Below are 23,557 nucleotides of genomic sequence, written 5' to 3' on the forward strand. Positions count from 1 at the left end.
TTGCTCCTTTATCGGGTCGCCGAAGCAGTCATCGATACCCTCTGATGCCTGCCGAGAAAATGACGTATTGGGAACAAGCCTAGCCCCGATGAAAAATACTGCCCGCCGGGGCGAGTAAGATAAAAGCATCATGAGTGAAACGACTGCTTCCGGCGCCGACGTGCGCGTTCGATTCTGCCCCTCACCGACCGGTACACCCCACGTAGGAATGGTCCGAACCTGCCTGTTCAACTGGGCATACGCGCGCCACACCGGCGGTACCTTCGTCTTCCGTATCGAAGACACCGACGCTGCTCGCGATTCCCAGGAATCGTTCGACCAGATCCTCGACTCCCTGGCATGGCTTGGCCTTGACTGGGACGAAGGCGTCAACAAGGGTGGCCCTCACGGCCCGTACCGCCAGTCCGAGCGCATGGACATCTACGCTGATGTCGCAGCAAAGCTCCTCGAAAATGGTTTCGCCTACGAGTCCTACTCCACCCCCGAAGAAATCGAAGAACGCCACCGCGCAAAGGGTGAAGACCCGAAGCTTGGCTACGACGGCTTCGACCGTGACCTCACCGAAGAACAGGTCGCTGCATTCAAGGCTGAAGGCCGCAAGCCGGTTCTGCGCATGCGCATGCCCGACGAAGACATCACGTTCAACGACCTTATCCGCGGTGAAATCACCTTCAAAGCAGGCTCGGTTCCGGACTACGTCATCGTTCGTGCCAATGGCCACCCGCTCTACACGCTGGTGAACCCGGTCGACGATGCACTGATGGAGATCACGCACGTTCTGCGTGGCGAAGACCTGCTGTCCTCCACCCCGCGCCAGATCGTTCTCTATCGCGCACTCGAAGAACTCGGCATCGCCAAGTTCATGCCTCGCTTCGGTCACCTGCCCTACGTCATGGGTGAGGGCAACAAGAAGCTCTCCAAGCGCGACCCCGAATCGAACCTGCTACTCCACAAGGAAGCCGGCATGATTCCCGAGGGCCTGAACAACTACCTCGCCCTCCTCGGCTGGTCGATCGCACCCGACCGTGACATCTTCACGATGGACGAAATGGTTGAAGCGTTCGATATTGCTCAGGTGAATCCGAACCCGGCGCGCTTCGATCAGAAGAAGGCCGTCGCCACGAACGCCGAGCACATTCGTCGCCTCGACACCTGTGATTTCACCCGTCGCCTAGTGCCGTTCCTGGCACGCGAAGGCTACATGAGCGCCGCAATCTACTCCGAGCTCACCGATACCGAGAAGGCAACCCTCGACAATGCTGCTCCGCTGGCGCAGACCCGCATTCAGACGCTCGGCGAGGCTGGCCCACTGATGCGCTTCCTGTTCGTCGGCGCAAGCGCCCTCGAGTACAACGAAAAGGCTGTTTCCAAGCTCAAGGATTCCGCTCCGGGCGTGCTCGCCGCCGCACGTGAGGTCCTTGCCGGACTCGATGACTTCAGTGCTCAGGCAATCAAGCCCGCGCTCGATGCCAAGCTGGTCGAAGAGATGGGTGTGAAGCCACGCTTCGCATTCGGCCCGCTCTTCGTGGCGATGACCGGCTCGAACGTGTCGCTGCCCGTCGTTGACTCGATGGCAATCCTGGGCAAGGAAGAAACCCTTGTTCGCCTTGATCGCTTCATCGCGACGCTCGCCTGATTTCCTCAACGCTTTCGTGCCAATCGGTTGCTACCGGCTGGCACGAAAGCGTTTGGGGGAGGCCAAGTGTGGCTTTCGGCATCTTCCGCTCTGATTCTCCGCTTTGTTTTCATCGTGAATGTGCGAGGTGCATCGCGGATCGCTGAACGTGAAAGACGTTGTTTCGATGCGCCATCTCCCTGATGAACGGGGAGGGGCAGGAGAATGTGAGTCGAAACATGCCCGCTCGATTTGGCATTAGTGCCACACTCGACTAATCTTTCTTTTCGTCGCAAGAAACCTCAGCGGTGACTGCGATTGCCAATGGGGTATGGTGTAATTGGCAACACAGCTGATTCTGGTTCAGCCATTCTAGGTTCGAGTCCTGGTACCCCAGCCATCGGAACGCATGTTTTCCGATAGGCCCCCATCGTCTAGCGGCCTAGGACGACGCCCTCTCACGGCGTTAACGCCGGTTCAAATCCGGCTGGGGGTACCAAACCGATTTTCTCGGTTTAACTTGAAGTTTTCACCATGAGAATTTCAGCGCCCCCATCGTCTAGCGGCCTAGGACGACGCCCTCTCACGGCGTTAACGCCGGTTCAAATCCGGCTGGGGGTACCATTTGCACTCATGCTTTGTGGCGTGGGTGTTTTTGTTTATCTGCCACCGGGCGCTGACAGGATCGCGACTAGATGGTGATCCCGGCCTCGTACCTGGGCGAGCGTGGAGCGCACTGAGGTAAATGTGAGCGGAAAATACTAACTTTCGACGCTCATAATTCGAGTGTGCGCCTATCTTTACGTAGACTGGTTCGGTGCGCACGCACAATCGGACGACGGTCCGAAATGAACGTCAGGAGTATCTGTGTCCCTCATTGACAAGATTCTGCGAGCCGGCGAAGGCCGTACACTCAAGAAGTTTGATCAGCTTGCCACCCAGGTTGATGCGTTGCAAGAAGACTTCGAGGCGCTCACGGACGAAGAACTCCAGGCAAAAACCGCCGAATTCAAGGCTCGTCTTGAAGAGGGCGAAACCCTCGACGACCTCCTAGTTGAAGCTTTCGCAACAGTCCGCGAAGCGTCCTGGCGCATCCTGCGTATGCGTCCCTTCCACGTCCAGGTCATGGGGGGCATCGCACTGCACAAGGGCAACATTGCCGAAATGAAGACCGGTGAAGGCAAGACCCTCGTCGCCACGATGCCCGCATACTTGCGTGCACTCACCGGCAAGGGCGTCCACGTCGTTACGGTCAACGACTACCTGGCAAAATACCAGTCGGACATCATGGCTCGAGTCTACAACTTCCTCGGCCTGACCACCGGCTGTGTGCTGGTCGGACAAAAGCCTGCAGAACGCCGTAAGCAGTACGAAGCTGACATCACCTACGGAACCAACAACGAGTTTGGCTTCGATTACCTGCGCGACAACATGGCATCCACCCTCGATGACATGGTTCAACGTGGCCACAACTACGTCATCGTCGACGAAGTTGACTCGATCCTCATTGATGAGGCCCGTACGCCACTCATCATTTCGGGCCCGGCCTCGGGCGACGTCAACCACTGGTACGTGGAATTCGCTCGCATTGCACGCATGCTTGAGCGCGACGTCGACTACGAAGTTGATGAAAAGAAGAAGACCATCGGTGTTCTCGAAGCAGGTATTGACCACGTCGAAGACCAGCTCGGCGTCGAAAACCTGTACGAGGCAGCAAATACTCCACTGATCGGCTTCCTGAACAACTCGATCCGCGCCAAGGAACTCTTCCACAAAGACAAGGACTACATTGTCACCGACGGTGAAGTTCTGATCGTCGACGAGCACACCGGCCGTGTCCTTCCGGGGCGTCGCTACAACGACGGTATGCACCAGGCGATCGAGGCCAAGGAAGGCGTCGAAATCCAGGCTGAAAACCAGACCCTGGCAACGATCACCTTGCAGAACTACTTCCGCCTCTACCCGGAGGGCTCCCGCGCTGGTATGACCGGTACGGCAGAAACCGAAGCAGCGGAATTCGCCTCCACCTATAAGATCGGCGTTATCCCGATCCCGACAAACAAGCCGATGATCCGCAAGGATCAGCCGGACTTCGTTTTCCCATCTGAAGCCGGCAAGCTCAAGGCAATCATTGAAGATATCGCTGAGCGCCACGAAAAGGGGCAGCCGGTTTTGGTGGGTACCGCTTCGGTTGAAAAGTCCGAACTGCTGTCCCAGTTGCTCAAGCAACGACACATTCCGCACCAGGTCCTGAACGCAAAGCAGCACGCGCGCGAAGCTGCCGTTGTCGCAATGGCCGGTCGCAAGGGTGCGGTCACGGTGGCAACCAACATGGCTGGTCGAGGCACCGACATTATGCTCGGTGGTAACTCCGAGTTCATCGCTCAGGCAAACCTCGCGGCCAAGGGACTTGACCCGAAGGAAAATGCTGACGAATACCGTGCGGCGTGGCCGATCGCCCTTGAAGAAGCAGATGCGGCCGTCCAGGCAGAACGCGAAGAGGTCCGTGAGCTTGGTGGCCTGTACGTTTTGGGTTCAGAACGCCACGAATCGCGTCGCATCGACAATCAGCTGCGCGGTCGTTCCGGACGTCAGGGTGACCCCGGCGAATCGCGCTTCTACCTGTCCATGGAAGACGACCTGATGCGCCTGTTCAACTCGGGTATGGCGCAACGCATCATGGCCTCGGGCGCATACCCCGAAGACCTACCACTGGAAAACAAGCTTGTTTCACGTTCGATCGCATCGGCGCAGCACCAGGTTGAAGCGCGCAACTTCGAAATTCGAAAGAACGTTCTGAAGTACGACGACGTGATGACCAATCAGCGTGAACTGATCTACGATGAGCGCCGTCGTGTCCTCGAAGGCGAAGACCTCGAGCCCCAGATGAAGAACTTCATGCGTTCACTGGTCACTGGAATTATCGATGAAAAGACCGGTGGTATCAGCCCCGCCGAATGGGACCTTGACGTTCTCTGGGATACGTTGCGTGGCTACTACCCACCGTCAGTGACCTATCAGGAAGTCGAAGAAGAACACGGTGGGGCAGGTTCACTGGTTCGTGAAGACTTGGTCGAAGAAATCTATGGTGACATTACCGCTGTCTACGAGGATGCGGAAGAAGCTCTGAAGGCCAATCCGCTTGCTCGCGGTCAGCTCGGTGAAGAACCGATGCGTGACCTTGAACGTCGTGTTGTTGTCGCGACCGTTGACCGTCTCTGGCGTGAGCACCTCTACGAAATGGACTACCTCAAGGAAGGTATTGGCCTGCGTGCCATGGGTCAGCGCGACCCGCTCGTCGAATACAAAGACGAGGGCGCTCAGATGTTCCAATCCATGATGGAGCGCATCAAGGAAGAATCGGTCCAGCAGGTCTTCTCTGTTTCCCACCAGTTCGAGCGTGCTTTTGAACAGGCAAAGGAACAAGGCCTCTTTAAAGATGATGAATCTGCGAAGGAATCGGCAGAAGAACCGGCCGCCCAGGCCGAGTCTGCTGATGCGCCTGCTCCGGCCAGCCCCGTTGCCGCTGCTAAGGCGCAGGTTGTCATCGGCGAAGCTCAGCGCCTCAACCTGGCGAAGCTCAGCTACTCATCGTCCGATGGGACGGCAACGCAGGGCAGGGCAACCTCGTCTGGCGCGTCGTCGAATCGTGCTCAGCGTCGCGCGTCGGCAAAGAAAGCGCGTCATCGAAAATAAGCGCTGGCTCTCGCCTTGGTGATTATCTAAGAAGGCGACGATAAAAAACGAAAACTTCTCCCCAGAAGAACATCGTCATTGATGTTTTCTGGGGAGAAGTTCGTTTACTTCAATCGCTGTGAACTTCTAAGCGATTTCAAGAGCGGTCGTCATCCAGCGACCTTTGAACTCTTGTAGGCGCAGTGCCACCGCATAGCATCGTGCAGCACCGCGAATAACGACGGACGCTTCAACTTTTCCGGGGCTGGGCTCGCTTGCTCGCCACGTGACGGGGATACACCCTGTTCGGGTTTCTTCGTCGCCTTCTTCCCGGAAACTCAGGTGTTTGAAAGCGTTGAAAAGTTGCGGAAGCATCCAGCGCTCCAGCTGACGTTTGTCCCTGAGATCAAGGACTGCCTCGATGGCTGCGCGGGCAAAACCTGCAGCCCACGGTCCCACGTCAGGAAGTGTGTCTGGATAGTGTCCGTAGGGAGTAGCCCGCGATTCGAGCCATGTCCGAGTGTCAGCTTGTTGCTTCGGAGGAACGTCGATTGTGAGGTCCCAGCGAAACATGCGACGTTCGGGCATGTACGGGAAGGAGGCTGGCATCGTTGCCATTGGTATAGCTCCTCTTATCTTGAGATTCTCGGTGTGTTTGACTGTGTTCATCGTCCGTCATGTAGACATGAAGGGCTGATTGTGTACCGCTGTATTTGCTACTCCCTTCCTTGCGCTGGGGATGTGGTGCGCGCGTTAAAAAGTGGCATCGAATGAGGTGCGATATTGCGACGCGCCGATATAGGTTTTTGTGTAAAGGTTGTTTATGAGTTATGAGTGTGCGGTCTGTGGGTGGATGCTGTCAATAGATTTCAAGTCCTGTGGATAACTTTTTACCCCTGAATGCTTTTCAACTGTTCTTCGTAACGACAAAAGCCCTAGAAGAGTTAAAAAATGGCGTTTTTTCAAAGAAAAATGATGAGTTTGAAGCGGCGCATCATCGCCTCATCAGCGTTATAGTGCTCGCATGTGTTGCGAAGAGAGGAAGCTATTTGCTTCAACGCGCTCAATGACAAGCAAGACACAAGGGTAAGTGTGGAACACTGAAGCTATGCGCGTATATTTCCCCGCTCTATCGTCTGATCTTGGCGAAGAACAGATTTCTTTGCGACAGGCCTTCGTAGCCGTTCCTTCCCCAGACATGGGGCGTGAGGACGTTGAAGTGCTTGAAGATGATGCGCAGGTCGAGGCTGCGTTGGCTTCGCTGATTCTTCTGCGCGATGCCCCAACGCATGCATATGCGCGTATTGTGCTTGCAACTGACATTCAAACGGACGCAGTGCCTTCTGGAACCGGAGTGCTTGAAGTCAACAATGTTCGGTGTGATTGGAACGATGTCGTTGCGATTCTTGCCGATGATGGTGAAACATCGGAGCAGGTTCGGCGCGTGATAGAAGCCGATGATCAAGACCAGGCAGACCACGCGATTAGTGATCTCTGGGAGTTTCCTCTGCAGTGGTTTGATGTGTCGGAACGAGATGCGCTGCGCGAGATTCTGAAGTAGGAATCTGTATTTACTGATGCCTGATGCATCGTGGGGGAGGGAGCGTGATCAACGCTAGCTCCCCACTCGATGAAGCAAGGCCTTTCCTTTCCTCTCTGACAAACCGTCTATTGAAACGGAAGGGGATAATGTATCGCCTGGAATCAGAAGTCGATCGACAAGCTTGAACCACCGTTTGCTTTGGGGCGAACATGGATCTGATCGCTGATCTGCTTTGACATCTCTTCGACGTGGCTGATGACACCAACGGTTCGACCACTCTGGCGCAACGCATGCAGGTGGTGCATGACGACATCACGCGTATCGGAGTCCAATGAGCCGAATCCTTCATCGATGAACATCGATTTGATTTCCGTGCCCCCCGATTCAGCAGTGACAATGTCAACCAACCCCAACGCCAGTGCGAGAGAGGTATAGAACGTTTCGCCACCGGACAACGTTTGGGTCTTGCGAATGTGGTCTGTTTCCAGATCGTGAATTGCCAACCCCAACCCAGACTTCTTTGAACGAGTGCCATCTTCTGGCCTGCAGATCAGTTGGTAGCGACCACCGGAGAATGCGTTGAGACGAGGATTCGTCGCATCCAAAACCTCATTGAGACGCGACACTAGCACCCATGATGATAGGGGAGTCGAACTGAGATTGAGAGATCCACCGTTGACGATATTCACAAGACGCTGGTACGGAGCAACTTCTGCTCGGACATGGTCGAGCTCTGCCACGGCGGTCTTAAAGTGCGTGTGAGCATCGTCAATCTGTCCCACAAGAGCACTGAGCTGACCACAGCGGTGTTGCATGGCATCGCGCGCAGCCGTCGCATTGGTATCCGCTTCTTCCAAGGCCGCCGTAGACTGCACACTTCGATCAGCAACATTGGCAAGACGTTTGTCCAGGAGTTGGTTTCGCGTTATCTGAAGATCACTCTGATGGGAGTCAATCTGGTCCTTTAATGCACGGAGCTCTTCGCCAGCGATGAAATGTGAATCAACGAAAGCGAGGGCTTCCTCGATGGAAGCGCACGGCGAATCAGTGAGAGCCTGCGTCAGCGCATTCGTTGTAGTTTCAAGGCGCGCATAGCTTTGATTCCACTCTTGGAGGTGCTTGTGATGCGTGCGAGCTTCAGTCAAAGAATCGCTGACATTCGCCAGATGCGCTTCGATTGATTCAAAGGTTCCACGGCCTTCTTCACACCGAGCCTGCTTCGTATCGATTGATTGGGCAAGCGAAGAGTGTTGTGTCTGCGCCTTGCCAATTTCCACCTTGGTTTCAGCGAGCTCGTCTTTCACACGGCTAATGTTCTGCTCAAGTTCGGCCAGAGCCTGATCAAGTTCCTTGATCGTTTGAGACAACGCTGAATGCTTGTCGATTCTTTCTTGAGCATTCTTGATTTCGAGTTCCAACGAAGCTTTATCCGCACGTGCAATTGTGTTTCCGCTCGCTATGGCTTGGTTGGTCTGAGCGTGAAGCATATGTGCTTCGTTCAATTCCTGCTCTGCTTTCGAACGCGCCTGATCGACAGCATCAAGGTCTTCGAGGGTGACAGCGTCCGTCTGGTCGATACGTGCCGGAGCTGGATGCTCCACCGAACCACAAACAGGGCAGGGCTTGCCGTCTTCAAGCTGGGTGGCAAGACTGCCACTGGCATGATCCATCCACCGCATATGTGCTTGGAGGGAAGCGATGTTAGCTTCTTGCGCCCGGCGACGAGCACTTTGAATGTTCTTAGCCCTGATCTTGAGGATTTCGATATGCTCAGCGACTTCACACGCAGCCTGGTAACGCGGTTGTAAGAGCGCCATGTCGCGTTCGCCTGTTGCGAAGAGCTCCAAGTCTTTCAACATGTTTTCGCGTCCCTGAAGGGCGCTTTCACGCATTTTGGGAAGCTGGGAAAGCTGGTCTTCAAGCTGGGTGCGTTTCTGGGTGAGTACAGCAAGTGAGGCTGTTAATGCCTCTTGTTCTTCGCGTTCATTACTGAGTTCGTGCTCGAGTGACGTGAGGTTCTCAAGAGTTGCTTTCTTGGCACTGAGAGCTTCCACAATGGTGCTGAGTTCTTCTAAAAGCTCGTCAACCATGTGAGAGGAAAGAGAATCTTCCTCAATATGCGAAAGGGTCGTGAACCGTGAGCGAAGCTGACGATGCGCAGTGAGAAGCTCGGTATTTTTGACTGACATATAGTCGCGAGCGTCGGTGAATTGACGAACCGGCCCAGAGAGCGAGGAAGCAATAAGAGCATCGGAATGACGCTTCTTGTACTGATCAATGATCAAAGCGTGCTCCATCAGCATCTCCAAGTGAGATTGGAGTTCCATGCGTTCTTCAACCAAGGAGTTCAAGGCGCGGGTAGCTTCGAGCTTGCGGTGACATTCTTCGGCTATATCGATCAACCCAGGGAGCTTGGCTTCTTCTTCATCGCATACGCGATGAGCACTCTGGGCGAGAGTGATCGCCAGCGTCGATGCCTGCTGTGAATCGGGGTCAAGAGGATCGACATCCGCAAATGATGAGGGGGAATCCTGTGAAGCTAAGAAAGCAGAATCGTGGGAAGAATCAGCATCTGCGGGGCGAATGAAGTCCTGAAGGTGTCCGTACAGGCTCTCTAGATCGCTGAAACGACGGGTGACCTCGCGTTCTGCCTCTACTACGTCATCTGAATGTTGTTTTGATACTTCAGCAAGCTTCTTTTGGAAGGTCGTAAAAAGATGAGTGTTGAAAATATCTTTCAGAAGCGCTTCACGTTGCTCTGACTTTGCCATCAAGAAATCAGCGAACTTTCCTTGAGGAAGAACGACGGTTTGAACGAACTGGTCTTTTGTCAGACCAACCGCTTGCGTGATCCACTGATTCATCTCGGCGGCGTTACGGCCGACGGGATCCCCATCAACGTAGGTAAAATGGCCATCGGCTGATTCGACGGGGTGTACCTGAATCAACGTCAGCTGCCCGTTACGCGCAGTCTTATTGCCCTCGGGGATATATGTGGGTTCTCGGTAGACCTTGAAGAAACCTTCGGAGACTTCAAAGACTAGTTCGACATAGGACTTCGCTTTGGCCGGAACATGGTCAGAACGCAAGCGATCCTTCGTTGAGTCGCTTCCGCGCGCAACAATTCCGTACAATGCAAATGTAATCGCATCAAGAATTGTTGATTTTCCAGCCCCGGTGGGTCCTTCAAGCAGGAACAAACCGGAGTCGTCGAATCGGGTGAAATCGATCGTTTCCTTTCCAGAGAAAGGGCCGATTCCTGCGAACTCGATACGAATCAGCTTCATATCAGGCCTGCTTCCTTACTTGTTCCCACGTGTCTTGAATGATGCCTCTCTCGGTGTCGGTGAGTTTTGCTCCGCCTAAGAGCTCAAAAAACTCGAGAGAGATTTCAGTATCGCTACGAGACGAAACCGCAGATACTCCCGTGTGAGACGGCGGAGTAAGCGATGACTCGTGCTGGATGATCAACGCGTACGGATAGATCGTTTTCAACCGTGGGATCATACGATCGGGTCGAAGATCATCGGTCACCGTGATGGAGCAATAGGATGCTTGATCATTCGGGTCAGGGTCGGTGATCAGCTGATCCATCGTTCCGCGTAGAACAGCAATCGAACGATGAACAGGAATAGCAATCGGTTGCGGGTGAAGGTATCCCGCTTCGTCCACTGCATCGGTGTCCAGCAAGTACACGCGCTTGGTTACCCGATATTCCGAGAAAGAATATGCGACTGGTGAACCCGAATAGAACACGGGAACAACGGTTCCTGAAATCTGTTGAGGACGGTGCAGGTGCCCAGCTGCGACGTATGCAAGGTGTGCCACCGGTGCGTTTTTCCCGCCAAGCGTGTCAAAGATTCCCGCCGGCACATGGGCAACGCCACCGACTTCGATATTGCGCTCTGAATCCGATGCGCTACCGCCGGTGATAAACGCATGAGGCATCGCAATCGCCGGACGCACATCACCCTGAGCGCGGCGTTTACGCAGGTCGTTATGGATTCGACGCAGTGCTGCCCCCATTACGGCTTCGTGTGAGCGCGCCAGGGGAACAGGCAGTGAGGTTTCTTCATCGATCTCTTGATCGGACAGGATCTGACGAACAAGGTCAGGTTCAAGATAAGGCACGGGATAGATCAACGCACCGTCGTCGAAAGTGCCGCACTCAATCGCAGTGCCGATTCGTTCCGGTTCAGTCTCTATGACAAGTGAATCACTGAGAAGATCAGAGAACATTCCCAAACGAATGGGGCCATCGTGATTTCCGGACGTCAGAATAATGCGTGTATGACCAGCCAAATCGGTCAAGTAGCGGGACAACTGGCGTACTGCATGAACCGGTGGGACGCTACGGTCAAAAACATCGCCACTAATCAGAACAACATCGACTTTGCGCTGGATAACCAGTTCCTTTAACCAGGTAAAGAAGGCATCAATGGAGTCAGATAGGGACTCGCCGTGAAGCGTGCGTCCAACGTGCCAATCCGATGTGTGAAGAATCTGCATGCTTCTAGTGTGAGGCATACCGTGTACAAACCGAATTGCACTCTCGACGGATTAGTCCTTTGGCCAGTGGAAATGATCAAGAATCTGGTCGTGAAGCAAGCCGTTTGATGCGAGTGCATTCGCTCCCCAGGGGCCTGCTACTCCGGACAAAGACGTAAAGCGCCCACCTGCTTCAGTCACAATTGGCACCAGCGCGGCCATGTCATAAAGCTCAAGCTCAGGTTCACAAGCGACGTCAACAGCGCCGGTGGCGACCAGCATGTAGCTGAAGAAATCACCGTAGGCGCGCGTGCGCCAAACGCGAGCGTGCAAATCAACGAACTCGTCGATCCGCCCAACTTGCTGCCAACCCGTCAGCGACGAATACGATAGCGACGCCTCCGACAGGGCATTGATTGTGGAAACGTGCAGAGTATGAGGGGCATTCGAGCCAAACTGTTCCCATGCTCCGCCACCTTGGGATGCCCACCAGCGTCGTCCCAACGCAGGCGCCGACACAACACCGACAACAACATCGGAACCATCAACCAGTGCAATCAATGTCGCCCACACGGGGACATTGCGCACAAAGTTCTTCGTGCCATCGATCGGGTCAATGATCCAACGTCGCGTCCCCGCCCCAGACGAACCGCGTTCTTCTCCGTAGATCGCATCATCTGGGCGGCGAGTCGCTAACGCAGTGCGGATCATGTCTTCGACACCACGATCCGCGTCTGACACGGGCGTGAGATCAGGCTTTGACTCAACAACAAGATCAGATGCTTGAAAGCGCGCCATTGTGATTTCATCAGCGTGATCAGCAAGATCCAATGCTATTTTCAGATCATCAGCGTAACGAGACTCAGGCATGTCTTCACTCTAGCGCGCATCGCGTGACGCTTGCTTTGCCGCGTTAACGGCATCAAGCAGGCGACGCGCTGACAGTGCCATAGCGTTGCGACGCGCAGAGTCTTCATGACAGACAGCCTCAAACGGGGCCTCGCCACGCACCCAAGCGTCGATTGCGCAACTCGGTTCGCCCTCCGCGTGGGAACAGAGGGGGAGGCACCACGAGGTTGCTTCTGCAACTTCCGGGAATACTCCCAGAACGTCTTCTTCGTCTACGTGCCCCAGGCCGAAAGAACGGACGCCGGGCGTGTCCATAATCCATCCGCCCTCGGGCAGTTCGAATGCTTCGGAGGAAGTGGACGTATGGCGTCCCCGTCCCGTCACTTCATTGACGTGCCCGACACTGCGGTGAGCATCAGGAACCAGCGCATTGATCAGCGTTGACTTTCCGACACCCGAATGCCCGACAAGCACGGAGAAATGACCCGCAAGCGCGCCCTTTAATGCCCCGAGCCCCTCAGTGGGAGTGGCCTTACCACCCTCAAGCGCCTGCGTAACAATAATGCGGAAGCCAAATGGAGTATAGGTCGCAAGAAGCTCGCTTGGGACGCCAAGATCGGACTTCGTGAGGCAGAGGATGGGGGTCATTCCGGCTTCATATGCGGCCACCAAACATCGGTCAATCATGCCGGTTCGAGGTGGCGGATCGGCCAGCGCGACGACGATACACATGGTGTCCGCGTTCGCGACAATCGCCTTTTCTCCGCGTTGGTCGGGTGCGTCTTCCAATGACCGACGAAGGATGGAAGTGCGTTCTTCGACGGCGACAATTCGAGCCAGCGTATCGACGCGTCCCGAAACGTCCCCGGTTACGCGCACGCGGTCACCCATGATCACCGATCCGCGCTTCAGCTCTTTGGCGCGAACAGCATTCAGAGTTGTCGCGTCCTCCATCCTGACGCGGTATCGCCCACGATCAATAGCAATGACGTGCCCGAGCGGTGAAGTAGACCAATCTGGGCGAATTTTTGTTCGTGGACGCTTTGACTTTCCTGCGCGAACTTTGACGCGCGGATCGTCGGTTCCAGTGTCACGCCTCAATGGAAGCCTCCTTGCTTGAAGCGACAAGCGATGCCCACATGAAAGGGAAATCGGGCAATGTCTTTGATGTGCACGCAATATCGTCCAGCGTTGTGCCCGGAATTCCCAATCCTAGGATTGCCGCGAAGGTGGCCATTCGGTGGTCGGCATAGGCGTGGTGGAGCGCGGGCGTTGGAGTGGTGGGGGGAGTGATCGCCAGATAATCTGTCCCCTCATCGACCTGGCAACCACATGCCCGCAGTTCTGTTGCCAAAGCGGCTAGACGGTCAGTTTCGTGACCTCGCAGATGACCGATACCTCGTAGAAACGAAGGTGAATCAGCGAAAACGGTGAGCGCAGCAATCGTCGGCGTGAGTTCCCCGACGTCTGCCAGATCCACGTCGATTCCGCGAATATGGCCGGCCTTCGCGCTCACAGTCAGTGCGCCATCGTGCAGAGTAACGTCGGCTCCCAGCCGTGGAAGAATGTCGCGCCATGCGTCACCGGCCTGCGTCGTTTCAGCGGGCCAATGCGGGATCGTCACCTTTCCGCCACACACCAGTGCGGCTGCGAGGAAAGGGCCAGCATTCGACAGGTCGGGTTCGATCGAATTGACGAGGCCGCGCGACCGTTCGTTGATGACATGCCAGGAATGGAACGCGGGGGCGCCTTCGTCTATTTCCTCGACATCGCATCCGCGCGCTCGCATGGTCTGACACGTCATTTCAATGTGGGGGAGCGAAACGACTTTACCGAGTGCACTGATCGTTACAGGATGGCTGAGCATAGGCGCAACCAACAGCAGAGATGACACGAATTGTGATGATGCGCAAGCGTCGACCGTGATTGTTGCTCCCGCCGGAAGGTGGAGTGGTCCTTGAATAGTGAAAGGCAGGAATCCTTCTTCGCCGTGGTAGGTGATCGTGGCACCACACTGCGCAAGAGCGTCCAGGAGTGGCTTGAGGGGGCGTAGACGAGCGCCCTCATCACCATCGAAATGAGTGATCCGACTGTTGAGCGCAGCCAAGGGCGGAATAAAACGCATCACCGTGCCAGAAAGCCCACAATCGATGGAGATCTCATCGGTGTGCTCTGGCGCTTGAGGATCAAGAGGGACAACGTGCGCCGAGGTGCCGGAAAACTCAATGTCAGCGCCCAACAGTCGAAGGGCGTCTATAAACAATCGAGTATCCCGCGAATCAAGAACCCCGGTCAGTGAAGAAGGAGAATCAGCGGTCGCTGCAAGATAAAGCTCACGAGCCGACAGCGACTTCGACCCGGGGATCTCAATAGTTGCATCTAACGTGCCCGATGCTACGGGCGCCTGCCATAGGCGGGAAGTCAAGCGGAAACCTTTGTCGCCAGAGCTTTCTCACGTTCTAGGGCACGGCGTGCCTGCCACTGATTGACTCGCCATGACACTGACGGGGCACCCACGCGATCCGTGCTGGCCAGCGCATATGCTCCAGCAAGTGCGAAACGGGATGCCATTCCAGAGGTCATTTCACGGCGCTCAGCGCGACTACGAGCAGTCCACAGCGGATGATTCACAAGAGCCATCGGAATCGAAATAGTCGCAAGAACCGTAGCGCTTGTCCGAGGAGCCTTACCAAGAGCAAAACATGTGGCTGCACCCAGCATCACGCCACCTAAAACCCGCGTCGCAACAGTCAGCTGCTCATCGGTGGGAGCGGCCTCGCCCGCCACCGTATCCATCAGCGGACGGACAACGTGAGCGCGCTCGACGTGCACTTCAGGCTCACGCAGAGCTGAAATGCCATCGAGGAGGGCGGGAAGCGCCAAAGCTGGCCTTGCACATGCACGAAGAAGATTCATGCTTCTATTGTCCGATGAAAAGCGGTTTTCGTGAGCCACAACGCGCTTGATTATGGAATACAAACCTCGTCCGCACGCGTTCACAGACGTATGAACCACACGATTTGGGTCTCCAACGCTTACCCTTAAGAGCGATGACTACTTTCGACAACGCTTCTCGTCCCTTTGTAGAAGTGGAACTAGATCAGACATTCGTCCGCGATGCCATCCCGTACGAAAAAATGCTCTTCCGCGCAGCACTGCGACTGACAGGTAACAGAACAGACGCTGAAGACCTCGTACAAGAGACCTATCTTCGCGCATATGCGAAGTTCCATCAATACGCCCAAGGCACCAATCTGAAAGCCTGGCTCTACCGGATACTGACGAACACCTTCATCTCCGAATATCGCAAAGCGCAACGCCGACCCAAACACTCGCCTAACGAAGACGTCGAAGACTGGCAGCTCATGCAAGCAGCTTCTCACGACTCAGTTGCTTTGGAATCGGCGGAAACCGAAGCTCTCGCTCGGATTCCGTCAACACAAATTCAAGAAGCATTACACAGCCTGAGCGACGAACAGCGAGCAGTTGTTGTACTCGCCGATGTTGAATCGCTCAGCTACAAAGAGATTGCCGACATACTCGACATTCCGATTGGAACCGTCATGTCGCGTCTCTCTAGAGGCCGAGCAAGCCTGCGCCGAACACTCGCAGACCTTGCCAAAGAATATGGAATTACAGGAGATAACAATGAGTGAAGCCATCGGATGCGACGCGTTCCGAGAAGCGCTCTTCGCCCTGGTGGATTGTGAAGAATGCGAAGAACGTCGCTCGCTCATTGATACTGGAACAGTCGAAGGCCCCTGCGAACGCGAACGCCTTGCCTTGATCGCGCATGCTTCTGGATGCGAGCACTGCGCCGAAGAATTAGACCGTGAACGCCATGTGCGAACCGCGTTGCGACACTTCTTCGATGACGAGCCTCTTCCCGAAGGATTCGAAGCCCGTCTGCTTGCTCGCCTCTCATCGGTTCAGGTTGAAACAACATCTGTGTATGTCGAAACGTCAGGGCAGTGACGTGTGTCGCTAGGACGGTCACCCTGTTGGCTTAACCGCTGTTTTTATGGGAAACTGTCAGGGTTGAATTCAAAACTTGAGGAGATCAACATGTCGAAGAGGGGCCGCAAGCGTCGCGATCGTAAGAAGCACGGTGCGAACCACGGCAAGCGTCCAAACGCATGAGCCGTCTTTAACGCAATGCCCGGAGGCTAAAGCCTCCGGGCATTTTGTTTTATCAGTTTCCTTCGCATTACTCGCGAGGCGTCGCACCCGTCCATTCGTACCACCCTGAATGCAGTACGAGCCACGCCATCAAGGCGTATCCGGACTGGCCGGGAAGCGTCAGCCCTGAATCCGTTCGCGCCCTCGAGGCTGCCATGTCTTCAAACCACTGATCGTGCGCAACAAGGGGAGTGTACGTATCAACGTAAGGAAGGCCACGGCGCTGGCATACTTCACTCATCGAACGGGAAAGCTGAGCAACCGACGAAGAATCACTCCCGGCAAGAGGTGGAGGTCCCACCACGAAGCAAGGAATCCCCAGCGAGGCAGCACGATCGGTGATATTCGCCAGATTCAAGCGCGAACGAGCCGAGCTTAAACCCGCTGAAATATCAGCGGTACCAACACCGACAATCAAACCGCGAGGTCCTTCGGCACTCAAGCGGAGCCCGACTTCCGATTCCCAACGCGCTGCCAGGCTATTCGTGGATTCCCCGGGAACGCCCAATGTCATCACCGTTGGAGCCGTTGCAAACTCTGATCGAGCAAGCACGCGACCAATCCAGCCGAGCGCTCGCGGGTCACCAGTTCCAGTGACCAGTTCGTCTCCGATAACGCAAAGTCTCATTGGGCTCCCTCGAGTCAGCGAGCAAATGCTGCTGCCATGAGTTCGGCGTTCTGCCGCTTGTGATCCGATCCTCGACCGGCTGCGGTTGTTGCCGATTCGGGGCGAGAGACAAGGCGAACAGGACGTTCAAACTCCATGAACATATTGAGTGCCAGGAACGGCCAGGGACCTTGGTTCTTCGGCTCATCCTGAACCCACATAATTTCTGCGTGCGGGTAGCGGGCAAGCTCTAAAGCAAGCTCCTGGGCGGGAAGCGGGTAGAACTGTTCAAGACGAATGATCGCCGTTGAACGATCGCCACGCGCTTTGCGTTCCTTAACAAGGTCATAGTAAATGCGTCCGGAACAGATCAAGACCCTGGTGACCTGCGTTGCATCAATCGACGGATCAACTTCACCGATGATTGGTCTAAAGGTCCCAGATGTGAAGTCTTCAATCTTAGAAGTTGCGGCGGCAAGACGGAGCAGTTGCTTGGGCGTGAAGGCAATCAGAGGCTTACGCGGGCGTCGATAGGCTTGCTGACGCAACATATGGAAGTGGTTAGCCGGAGTAGACGGCTGAACGATCCACATATTGTCCTGGGCAGCCAACTGCAGGTAACGCTCGATACGCGCCGACGAGTGGTCGGGACCCTGACCTTCGAAACCGTGGGGAAGCATCATCACCAAGGAAGAACGCTGGCCCCACTTCTGCTCGGCGGAGCATACGAACTCATCGATGACGGGCTGCGCGCCGTTTGCGAAGTCACCGAACTGTGCTTCCCAGACGGTCAGAGCATCGGGACGTTCCACCGAATAACCGTAGTCGTATGCGAGCACCGCATACTCCGACAGGGGAGAGTCGAAGATATCGAACTTCGCCTGCGTTGGGGTCAGGAACTGAAGCGGTGTGAATTCACGGCCGTTCGTGTTGTCGTGAAGAACAGCGTGGCGCTGGACGAAGGTCGCGCGACGTGCGTCTTCACCCGAGAAACGAACGGGCGTTCCCTCCATCAGCAGTGTGCCAAGAGCCAAGAGTTCGCCGAATCCCCAGTCAATGGGACGCTTCCCGTAGGCCATTTCTTGGCGTCGCTCGCAGAGCTGAGCCATCTTCGGATGCGGGGTAAAGCCGGGCGGGAAGGAAACGTGAGCGTCACCGATGCGGCGGATTTCTTCCGTCGTTGTTGCTGAGTGCCAGCCAATCATCATGCCGGAACCGGGCAACTGAGAGTCGGGCATCAACCAGCCGGCGCTTTCCTTCTCAGCATCATCTTGCGGTGCCCACCCGTTTTCGCGAGTTTCGGACAGGATGCGCGAGAGCTCGTTCTCGTACGCGGTCGCCGAAGCGAGGGCCTCGTCTTCTGTCAGTTGGTGACGACCAACGAGGTTCCGCGTGTAAACGGTGCGTGTCGACGGGATCTTATTAATCAATCCGTACATGACGGGCTGGGTCATCGACGGGTCATCACCTTCGTTGTGACCGCGACGGCGGTAGCAGACCATGTCGATGATGACGTCCTTATGGAACGTATTGCGGTACTCGAAGGCGAGTGCTGCCATGCGGACAACAGCTTCCGGATCGTCGCCGTTCACATGGAGGATCGGTACCTGGAGGCCCTTGGCAAGGTCGGTGGGGTAGCGGGTCGAACGGCCAGACGTTGGTCCGGTTGTGAAGCCAATCTGGTTGTTCACGATCACGTGGATCGTGCCACCGGTCTTGTAACCGGTCAGCTGGCTCATATTGAAGGTTTCCTGGACAACACCTTGGCCAATGAACGCGGCGTCGCCGTGAACCAGAACAGGGATAATTGGCAGGCTTTCATCGCCAAGCGCTTCCTGCTTGGCGCGGACAATGCCTTCTAGGACGGCGTCGGCGGCCTCGAGGTGCGATGGGTTAGCGCCCATGTACACCTTCGTTGCCACACCGTCTTCCAAGGTGTAGACGCCCCAGGTTCCTAGGTGATACTTCACGTCACCGGAGCCCTGAACCGACGAAGTATCTTGGTTTCCTTCAAACTCGGAGAAGATCTGCGCGTAGGACTTGCCAGCAATATTCGCCAGAACATTCAGTCGACCACGGTGCGCCATTCCGATCGCAACTTCGTGGATACCTTCTCGTGCCGATCGTGCAAGGACCTCATCAAGAAGCGGGATCAGTGACTCGCCACCTTCAAGGGAGAAACGCTTCTGTCCCATGAACTTGGTCTGAAGGAACTCTTCGAATGCTTCGGCGCGGATCAGCGTCGATAGAATTCGACGCTGTTCAACTGGAGTGGGAACTTCGTAGGGGAGTTCGATGCGGTGCTGGACCCACTGTCGTTGCTCGGGATCCTGAATATGCATGTATTCAATGCCGACGCTACGCGTGTACGTGTCGGACAGGCGAGTCAGGATATCGCGTAGCAACATTTGCTGTTGGCCACCGAATCCGCCGGTCGGGAAGGGACGATCGAGGTCCCATACGGACAGGCCGTACTGGGTGATATCCAGGTCGGGGTGGCGGCGCACGCGGTATGCCAACGGGTCCGTGTCTGCGGCAAGGTGACCGCGTGAGCGGAATGCGTGGATCAGCTCTACGATGCGCGCGGGCTTCCCCTTCTCACGCTCGACGTCGTACTCGTGGTCCGCTTCCCAGGCGTAGGGGTACTGGGGGATGTGAAGTGAAGAGAAAACGCGTTCGTAGAATCCATCCAGACCCGACAGCTTTTTATCGATGAGCGCGAGGAACTGGCCGGAGGCCGCACCTTGAATAATGCGGTGGTCGTAGGTCGACGACATAAACATGGTTTTGCCGATGCCCATTGCTGCCAGCTTGCGCGGGGAAACTCCGCGGTATTCGGCGGGGTAGTCGGTTGCGCCAACACCGATAATGAGGCCCTGCCCCTTCATTAGGCGAGGAACAGATGTTGTTGTACCGATTGTTCCAGGGTTTGTCAGAGTAACGGTTGCCCCTTGGAAGTCAGCGGTACCAAGATCGCCTGTGCGCGCACGCTTGACCAGATCCTGATATGCGTCAACGAATTCCATGAAGGTCATGGTGTCTGCCTTGTGGACGACCGGGACCATCAGAGAACGCCCGCCGGAGGCGTTGGTGACGTCAATTGCTAAGCCGAATCCGACGTGGGCTAGACGGTGGATCGCGGCCTTGGTGCCTTCCATCTGATAGCGGACGTTCATATCCGGCATTTCGCACAGAGCCTCGACCAAGGCGTAGCCAATCAGGTGGGTGAAGGAAACCTTGCCACCAACGGTGCGCGCCAAGTGAGCGTTGATCAGAGCGCGGTTTTCAATCAGGAGCTTCGCAGGTATCTGACGCTGTGACGTTGCAGTAGGAACAGAGAGGGATTCATCCATGTTCTTCGCGGTTGCGCGTGCTACGCCCTTGAGGATGTGGAGCTCGTCTTCCTCGGCAAGATCAGTGTTGAGTGATGCGGCGGTGTGGCCGTGCATCTGACGAGTATAGGGAGACGTTGCTTCCATGATGCGCGCCGGAGGAGCCGGGGGCAGGTCAGAACGCGTCACGGACTCCACGTTCGTTTCCGGTGCGTCCGCTTCGGGTTCCTCGAACACAGATTCAGCTAAGATACGTGCTTTCGGCTGTGCGAAGTGTGTCGTGGGGTGATCGTGGATCGACGAGGCCGCCGGCGGGAAAACCGCGGTCTGAACGGGGGCGGGGTGCGATGCGGCCGGAGCGGCCTCGGCAGTTGGCTGAGGAACACGCAACTGAGGAGGAGCGGACTCGGTCGCAAAAAATGCGCGCCACGAGGGATCAACCGAAGTTGGATCCGCCTGATACGCGCGACGCATGGTGTCGACGTACCAATTATTTGCCTGCGGCTGTGCTCCGTTGTCAGTTGCCACGAGAATCTCCGTTCTGTTCAGCCGTGAACCCTACGGCAAAGCATACGGACAGTCTGGGTCTTTAGGCCCGATTTTATAGAGATTGGATATAGCTTGAACGCGTCTTTGGGGAAAAGAAGAAGAATTTTTGGTGAAACTGGCAACAGAGTGGATTCTTGTGCTACACAGAGCACGAATCGGTAAACTGAACGGGTTATGGATTCTGATTTACCATCCAACAGTAAGGTCACGCAGTGATCGCAACTATTGCGATGCTCGTGCTTGGCATCGTTCTGACAATCGGCACATTTATTTTCGTGTCCGCGGAGTTTTCGCTGGTCGCGCTCGATCAAGCGGTCGTTGAAAAGCGATTCCAAGCCGGCGACAAATCCGCCGGAGAAGTCCTGAAGGCAACGAAAACACTGTCGACCCAGCTCTCTGGAGCCCAAGTTGGTATTACGCTGACCACGATTCTTCTCGGCTACACCACGCAGGTAACAATCGCTGACCTTCTTGAAACGGCACTCGGAAGTGCTGGTTTAGCGGCTGGGCTTGCCACGGGTATCGCCGCGATTGTGGCGGCAGTTTTCATTAACGCCGTATCAATGCTCTTTGGCGAGCTGGTTCCAAAGAACCTTGCGCTCGCTCACCCCTTAAAAACCGCGGGTCTTGTCGTTCCCTTTCATATGTTCTTCACTGCGCTGATGAAGCCGATTATTTTCGTTTTGAACGGGTCGGCGAACGCGGTGCTCAAACTGGTGAACATCGAGCCTCAGGAAGAGATCTCATCTGCTCGGTCAGCGTCTGAACTCGAAGCAATGGTTCGATACTCAGCCGAAGAAGGCACGATAGACACGTCGACCGCCTCGTTGTTGACGAACTCAATCCGCCTGTCCGAGTTCACCGCTGCCGACGTCATGACAGACCGCGGGCTGCTTCACTTCCTGCCGGACACCGCCGTCGCATCTGACGTTGTCGCCCTCTCACGAGAAACCGGGCACTCACGTTTTCCGATCGTCGGTGAGGATTTAGATGACATCATCGGCTTGGTTTCGTTGCGCCGTGCCATCGGAGTTCCTTTCGAGCGTCGCGACGAGGTCCCCGTTGTGTCTGCATCCCTGATGGCAGAGGTTCCATCGGTTCCCGAAACAGTCCCCATTGGTCCTCTGATGGTGCAATTGCGTGACGAAGGCCTGCAAATGGCAATCGTCGTCGATGAATACGGTGGGGTGGCAGGTGTTGTCACTTTGGAGGACGTCATCGAAGAAATCGTTGGTGAAGTGTCCGACGAGCATGATGGGCGTCGCCTCGGAATCCGTACCCGTGCCGACGGCGCTCTGCTGATCCCCGGAACCCTGCGTCCCGATGAGCTCTTCGAACGAACTCGGATCGCCCTTCCTGAAGACAACGCCTACGACACGATAGGTGGCCTCGTGATGGCCCAACTTGGGCGCATCCCAATGGTTGGCGACCGCGTTGACGTGCACTCAGTGATCCTCGAAGTTGAACACATGCAGGGTCGACGCATTATGCAGATAGCGCTCTATGTGCATGATCAGGAAGATGAAGAACCGGAGGTTCAGCTATGAGCGCCGGTTGGGGTCTTGGAATCACCGTTGTGTTGCTGGCAATGAATGCTTTCTTCGTCGCCGGAGAATTTGCGACGACATCGTCGCGCCGTTCGCAGATCGAGCCTCTCTGCGAAGAAAAGCGTCGCGGAAGCGCTCAGGCGATGTTCGCACTTGAACACGTATCATTGATGCTCGCTATCTGTCAGCTGGGTGTCACGGTCGCATCAACAACCCTCGGCGTCGTCGCAGAACCGGCGATCGCGCACCTCGTGGAGCATCCGCTGGTTTCACTGGGCTTACCTGCCTCGTCGGCGCACGTCGTTGGTTTTATTGTCGCACTGATTATCGTGTTGTTCCTGCACGTAGTATTCGGTGAAATGGTGCCGAAGAACGTGTCGATCGCAAACCCGGCACGACTCCTGCTGCTTCTTGCGCCGCCTCTGGTGGCAATTGGACACGTTGTCAGCCCGATTATCCACGCAATGGATTCATTAGCGAACTGGTTCCTGTCACTTCGTGGAATTGAACCTAAATCTGAAATTGCGGCAACGTTTACAGCCGAAGAAGTGGCCTCCATCGTCGAATACTCGACCGCTGAAGGAGCTTTGAGTGACGACTTTGGTCTGCTCTCGGGAACCTTGGAATTCTCGACCGAAACCGCTGGGTCAGCGATGGTTCCTTTGGGTGACCTGGTTACTTTGGAGCCCGATGTCACCCCCGACGAGGTTGAAAAAGAAGTTGCTCGAACAGGTTTCTCGCGCTTCCCGATCGTTGCTCAATCCGGTGAAATCGCTGGGTACATTCACCTGAAGGACGTACTCTATGCCGATGCTACGAATCGCACTCAACCGATTCCCGCCTGGCGTATCCGCAAGATGGAAACCGTTGCATCAACCGATGAAGTCGAAGACGCGCTCCGCGCAATGCAACGTTCGGGAACGCACTGTGCACTGGTGAAAAACCAAGCAGGAGAACGAATCGGCGTGCTCTTCCTTGAAGATGTTCTAGAAGAATTGGTCGGCGAGGTTCGTGACTCATTGCAACGCGATGTGATCACTCGCGACCGCGATGAGTTATGACTCCCACTTTCAACCAAACCTCTTTAACCGCCAGGCAATACGATGTAGGTTAGTAACCGTTGAACTCGGGCACTCACTTCGAGGGCAACTCCCTGAAATCAGCAGATGAAAA

General features: G+C 55.7%; 18 protein-coding genes and 3 tRNA genes. 12 read left to right on the plus strand and 9 right to left on the minus strand.

Going from position 1 to position 23,557, the window contains the following annotated elements:
- Positions 1 to 130: 130 nt before the first annotated feature.
- The 5 genes from gltX to secA all read left to right on the plus strand — a co-directional run bounded on the left by gltX (position 131) and on the right by secA (position 5,311).
- Positions 131 to 1,636 carry a glutamate--tRNA ligase gene (gene gltX / locus G5S47_RS02275; RefSeq protein WP_219585732.1) on the plus strand — a complete coding sequence of 502 codons (1,506 nt, stop codon included), beginning with the start codon at positions 131 to 133 and terminating at the stop codon, positions 1,634 to 1,636.
- Between the two features lie 304 nt (positions 1,637 to 1,940).
- Positions 1,941 to 2,015 (plus strand) — tRNA-Gln (locus G5S47_RS02280).
- A 23-nt stretch (positions 2,016 to 2,038) separates the two neighbouring features.
- Positions 2,039 to 2,114, plus strand: a tRNA-Glu gene (locus G5S47_RS02285).
- Positions 2,115 to 2,163: 49 nt separating this feature from the next.
- Positions 2,164 to 2,239: transfer RNA gene (locus tag G5S47_RS02290), tRNA-Glu, on the plus strand.
- A 243-nt stretch (positions 2,240 to 2,482) separates the two neighbouring features.
- Entirely contained in the window at positions 2,483 to 5,311 is a 2,829-nt protein-coding gene (gene secA, locus G5S47_RS02295) for a preprotein translocase subunit SecA (protein WP_006681780.1), read from the plus strand.
- Positions 5,312 to 5,437: 126 nt separating this feature from the next.
- Here secA and G5S47_RS02300 read toward each other — a convergent pair whose 3' ends face one another.
- Positions 5,438 to 5,908, minus strand: a complete 471-nt coding sequence (locus G5S47_RS02300) for an Rv3235 family protein (RefSeq protein WP_006681779.1) — start codon at positions 5,906 to 5,908, stop codon at positions 5,438 to 5,440.
- 260 nt (positions 5,909 to 6,168) lie between these two features.
- On the opposite strand from G5S47_RS02300, the gene G5S47_RS02305 reads away from it, so the two are divergent.
- Together G5S47_RS02305 and G5S47_RS02310 are read left to right on the plus strand one after the other, a co-directional pair.
- On the plus strand, positions 6,169 to 6,360 hold the full coding sequence (locus G5S47_RS02305) for a hypothetical protein (RefSeq protein ID WP_131367666.1): 192 nt from the start codon (positions 6,169 to 6,171) through the stop codon (positions 6,358 to 6,360).
- Between the two features lie 38 nt (positions 6,361 to 6,398).
- Complete coding sequence (locus G5S47_RS02310; protein ID WP_219585733.1) at positions 6,399 to 6,851, plus strand: DUF6912 family protein; 453 nt, start codon at positions 6,399 to 6,401, stop codon at positions 6,849 to 6,851.
- Positions 6,852 to 6,994: 143 nt separating this feature from the next.
- Here G5S47_RS02310 and G5S47_RS02315 read toward each other — a convergent pair whose 3' ends face one another.
- The 6 genes from G5S47_RS02315 to G5S47_RS02340 are packed head-to-tail and all read right to left on the minus strand — an operon-like array spanning position 6,995 to position 15,086.
- Positions 6,995 to 10,120, minus strand: coding sequence for an AAA family ATPase (locus tag G5S47_RS02315; RefSeq protein WP_219585734.1), 3,126 nt, complete (start codon positions 10,118 to 10,120; stop codon positions 6,995 to 6,997).
- A gap of 1 nt (position 10,121) precedes the next feature.
- The gene (locus G5S47_RS02320) at positions 10,122 to 11,342 is read right to left on the minus strand and encodes a metallophosphoesterase family protein (protein ID WP_006681776.1); all 1,221 of its coding nucleotides are present in this window, start codon (positions 11,340 to 11,342) and stop codon (positions 10,122 to 10,124) included.
- Between the two features lie 51 nt (positions 11,343 to 11,393).
- Positions 11,394 to 12,191: a histidinol-phosphatase gene (gene hisN / locus G5S47_RS02325; RefSeq protein ID WP_219585735.1), complete on the minus strand. Its 798-nt coding sequence runs from the start codon at positions 12,189 to 12,191 to the stop codon at positions 11,394 to 11,396.
- A 9-nt stretch (positions 12,192 to 12,200) separates the two neighbouring features.
- Entirely contained in the window at positions 12,201 to 13,271 is a 1,071-nt protein-coding gene (rsgA, locus tag G5S47_RS02330) for a ribosome small subunit-dependent GTPase A (RefSeq protein WP_219585736.1), read from the minus strand.
- Positions 13,261 to 14,595, minus strand: a complete 1,335-nt coding sequence (gene aroA / locus G5S47_RS02335) for a 3-phosphoshikimate 1-carboxyvinyltransferase (RefSeq protein ID WP_219585737.1) — start codon at positions 14,593 to 14,595, stop codon at positions 13,261 to 13,263. Before aroA ends, rsgA begins: the two co-directional genes overlap by 11 nt.
- On the minus strand, positions 14,592 to 15,086 hold the full coding sequence (locus G5S47_RS02340) for a hypothetical protein (RefSeq protein ID WP_006681772.1): 495 nt from the start codon (positions 15,084 to 15,086) through the stop codon (positions 14,592 to 14,594). The genes aroA and G5S47_RS02340 overlap by 4 nt, the downstream gene beginning before the upstream one ends.
- 134 nt (positions 15,087 to 15,220) lie before the next feature.
- On the opposite strand from G5S47_RS02340, the gene G5S47_RS02345 reads away from it, so the two are divergent.
- From G5S47_RS02345 to G5S47_RS08685, 3 genes are all read left to right on the plus strand, one after another.
- Entirely contained in the window at positions 15,221 to 15,826 is a 606-nt protein-coding gene (locus G5S47_RS02345) for a sigma-70 family RNA polymerase sigma factor (protein ID WP_179370524.1), read from the plus strand.
- Positions 15,819 to 16,145 (plus strand): anti-sigma factor family protein, encoded by a 327-nt coding sequence (locus tag G5S47_RS02350; RefSeq protein WP_219585738.1) that lies wholly within the window; start codon positions 15,819 to 15,821, stop codon positions 16,143 to 16,145. Before G5S47_RS02345 ends, G5S47_RS02350 begins: the two co-directional genes overlap by 8 nt.
- 90 nt (positions 16,146 to 16,235) lie before the next feature.
- Complete coding sequence (locus tag G5S47_RS08685) at positions 16,236 to 16,310, plus strand: 50S ribosomal protein bL37 (RefSeq protein ID WP_373273797.1); 75 nt, start codon at positions 16,236 to 16,238, stop codon at positions 16,308 to 16,310.
- A 67-nt stretch (positions 16,311 to 16,377) separates the two neighbouring features.
- Here G5S47_RS08685 and G5S47_RS02355 read toward each other — a convergent pair whose 3' ends face one another.
- A complete protein-coding gene (locus tag G5S47_RS02355) occupies positions 16,378 to 16,977 on the minus strand; it encodes a GDSL-type esterase/lipase family protein (RefSeq protein ID WP_219585739.1) in 600 nt (199 codons plus the stop codon).
- A gap of 14 nt (positions 16,978 to 16,991) precedes the next feature.
- Positions 16,992 to 20,816 carry a multifunctional oxoglutarate decarboxylase/oxoglutarate dehydrogenase thiamine pyrophosphate-binding subunit/dihydrolipoyllysine-residue succinyltransferase subunit gene (locus tag G5S47_RS02360; protein WP_219585740.1) on the minus strand — a complete coding sequence of 1,275 codons (3,825 nt, stop codon included), beginning with the start codon at positions 20,814 to 20,816 and terminating at the stop codon, positions 16,992 to 16,994.
- 236 nt (positions 20,817 to 21,052) lie between these two features.
- On the opposite strand from G5S47_RS02360, the gene G5S47_RS02365 reads away from it, so the two are divergent.
- Both G5S47_RS02365 and G5S47_RS02370 read left to right on the plus strand, forming a co-directional pair.
- Positions 21,053 to 22,384, plus strand: a complete 1,332-nt coding sequence (locus G5S47_RS02365) for a hemolysin family protein (protein ID WP_219585857.1) — start codon at positions 21,053 to 21,055, stop codon at positions 22,382 to 22,384.
- Positions 22,381 to 23,445: a hemolysin family protein gene (locus G5S47_RS02370; protein ID WP_006681766.1), complete on the plus strand. Its 1,065-nt coding sequence runs from the start codon at positions 22,381 to 22,383 to the stop codon at positions 23,443 to 23,445. Before G5S47_RS02365 ends, G5S47_RS02370 begins: the two co-directional genes overlap by 4 nt.
- Positions 23,446 to 23,557: the final 112 nt, after the last annotated feature.

It is taken from the genome of Schaalia turicensis (assembly GCF_019380255.1).
Taxonomy (GTDB): domain Bacteria; phylum Actinomycetota; class Actinomycetes; order Actinomycetales; family Actinomycetaceae; genus Pauljensenia; species Pauljensenia turicensis_A.

Coding starts and splice junctions, on each gene's coding strand:
- gltX (WP_219585732.1), top strand. CDS start 131: ATGAGTGAAACGACTGCTTCCGGCGCCGACGTGCGCGTTCGATTCTGC.
- G5S47_RS02300 (WP_006681779.1), bottom strand. CDS start 5,908: ATGGCAACGATGCCAGCCTCCTTCCCGTACATGCCCGAACGTCGCATG.
- G5S47_RS02310 (WP_219585733.1), top strand. CDS start 6,399: ATGCGCGTATATTTCCCCGCTCTATCGTCTGATCTTGGCGAAGAACAG.
- G5S47_RS02315 (WP_219585734.1), bottom strand. CDS start 10,120: ATGAAGCTGATTCGTATCGAGTTCGCAGGAATCGGCCCTTTCTCTGGA.
- G5S47_RS02320 (WP_006681776.1), bottom strand. CDS start 11,342: ATGCAGATTCTTCACACATCGGATTGGCACGTTGGACGCACGCTTCAC.
- hisN (WP_219585735.1), bottom strand. CDS start 12,191: ATGCCTGAGTCTCGTTACGCTGATGATCTGAAAATAGCATTGGATCTT.
- G5S47_RS02340 (WP_006681772.1), bottom strand. CDS start 15,086: ATGAATCTTCTTCGTGCATGTGCAAGGCCAGCTTTGGCGCTTCCCGCC.
- G5S47_RS02345 (WP_179370524.1), top strand. CDS start 15,221: ATGACTACTTTCGACAACGCTTCTCGTCCCTTTGTAGAAGTGGAACTA.
- G5S47_RS02350 (WP_219585738.1), top strand. CDS start 15,819: ATGAGTGAAGCCATCGGATGCGACGCGTTCCGAGAAGCGCTCTTCGCC.
- G5S47_RS02355 (WP_219585739.1), bottom strand. CDS start 16,977: ATGAGACTTTGCGTTATCGGAGACGAACTGGTCACTGGAACTGGTGAC.
- G5S47_RS02370 (WP_006681766.1), top strand. CDS start 22,381: ATGAGCGCCGGTTGGGGTCTTGGAATCACCGTTGTGTTGCTGGCAATG.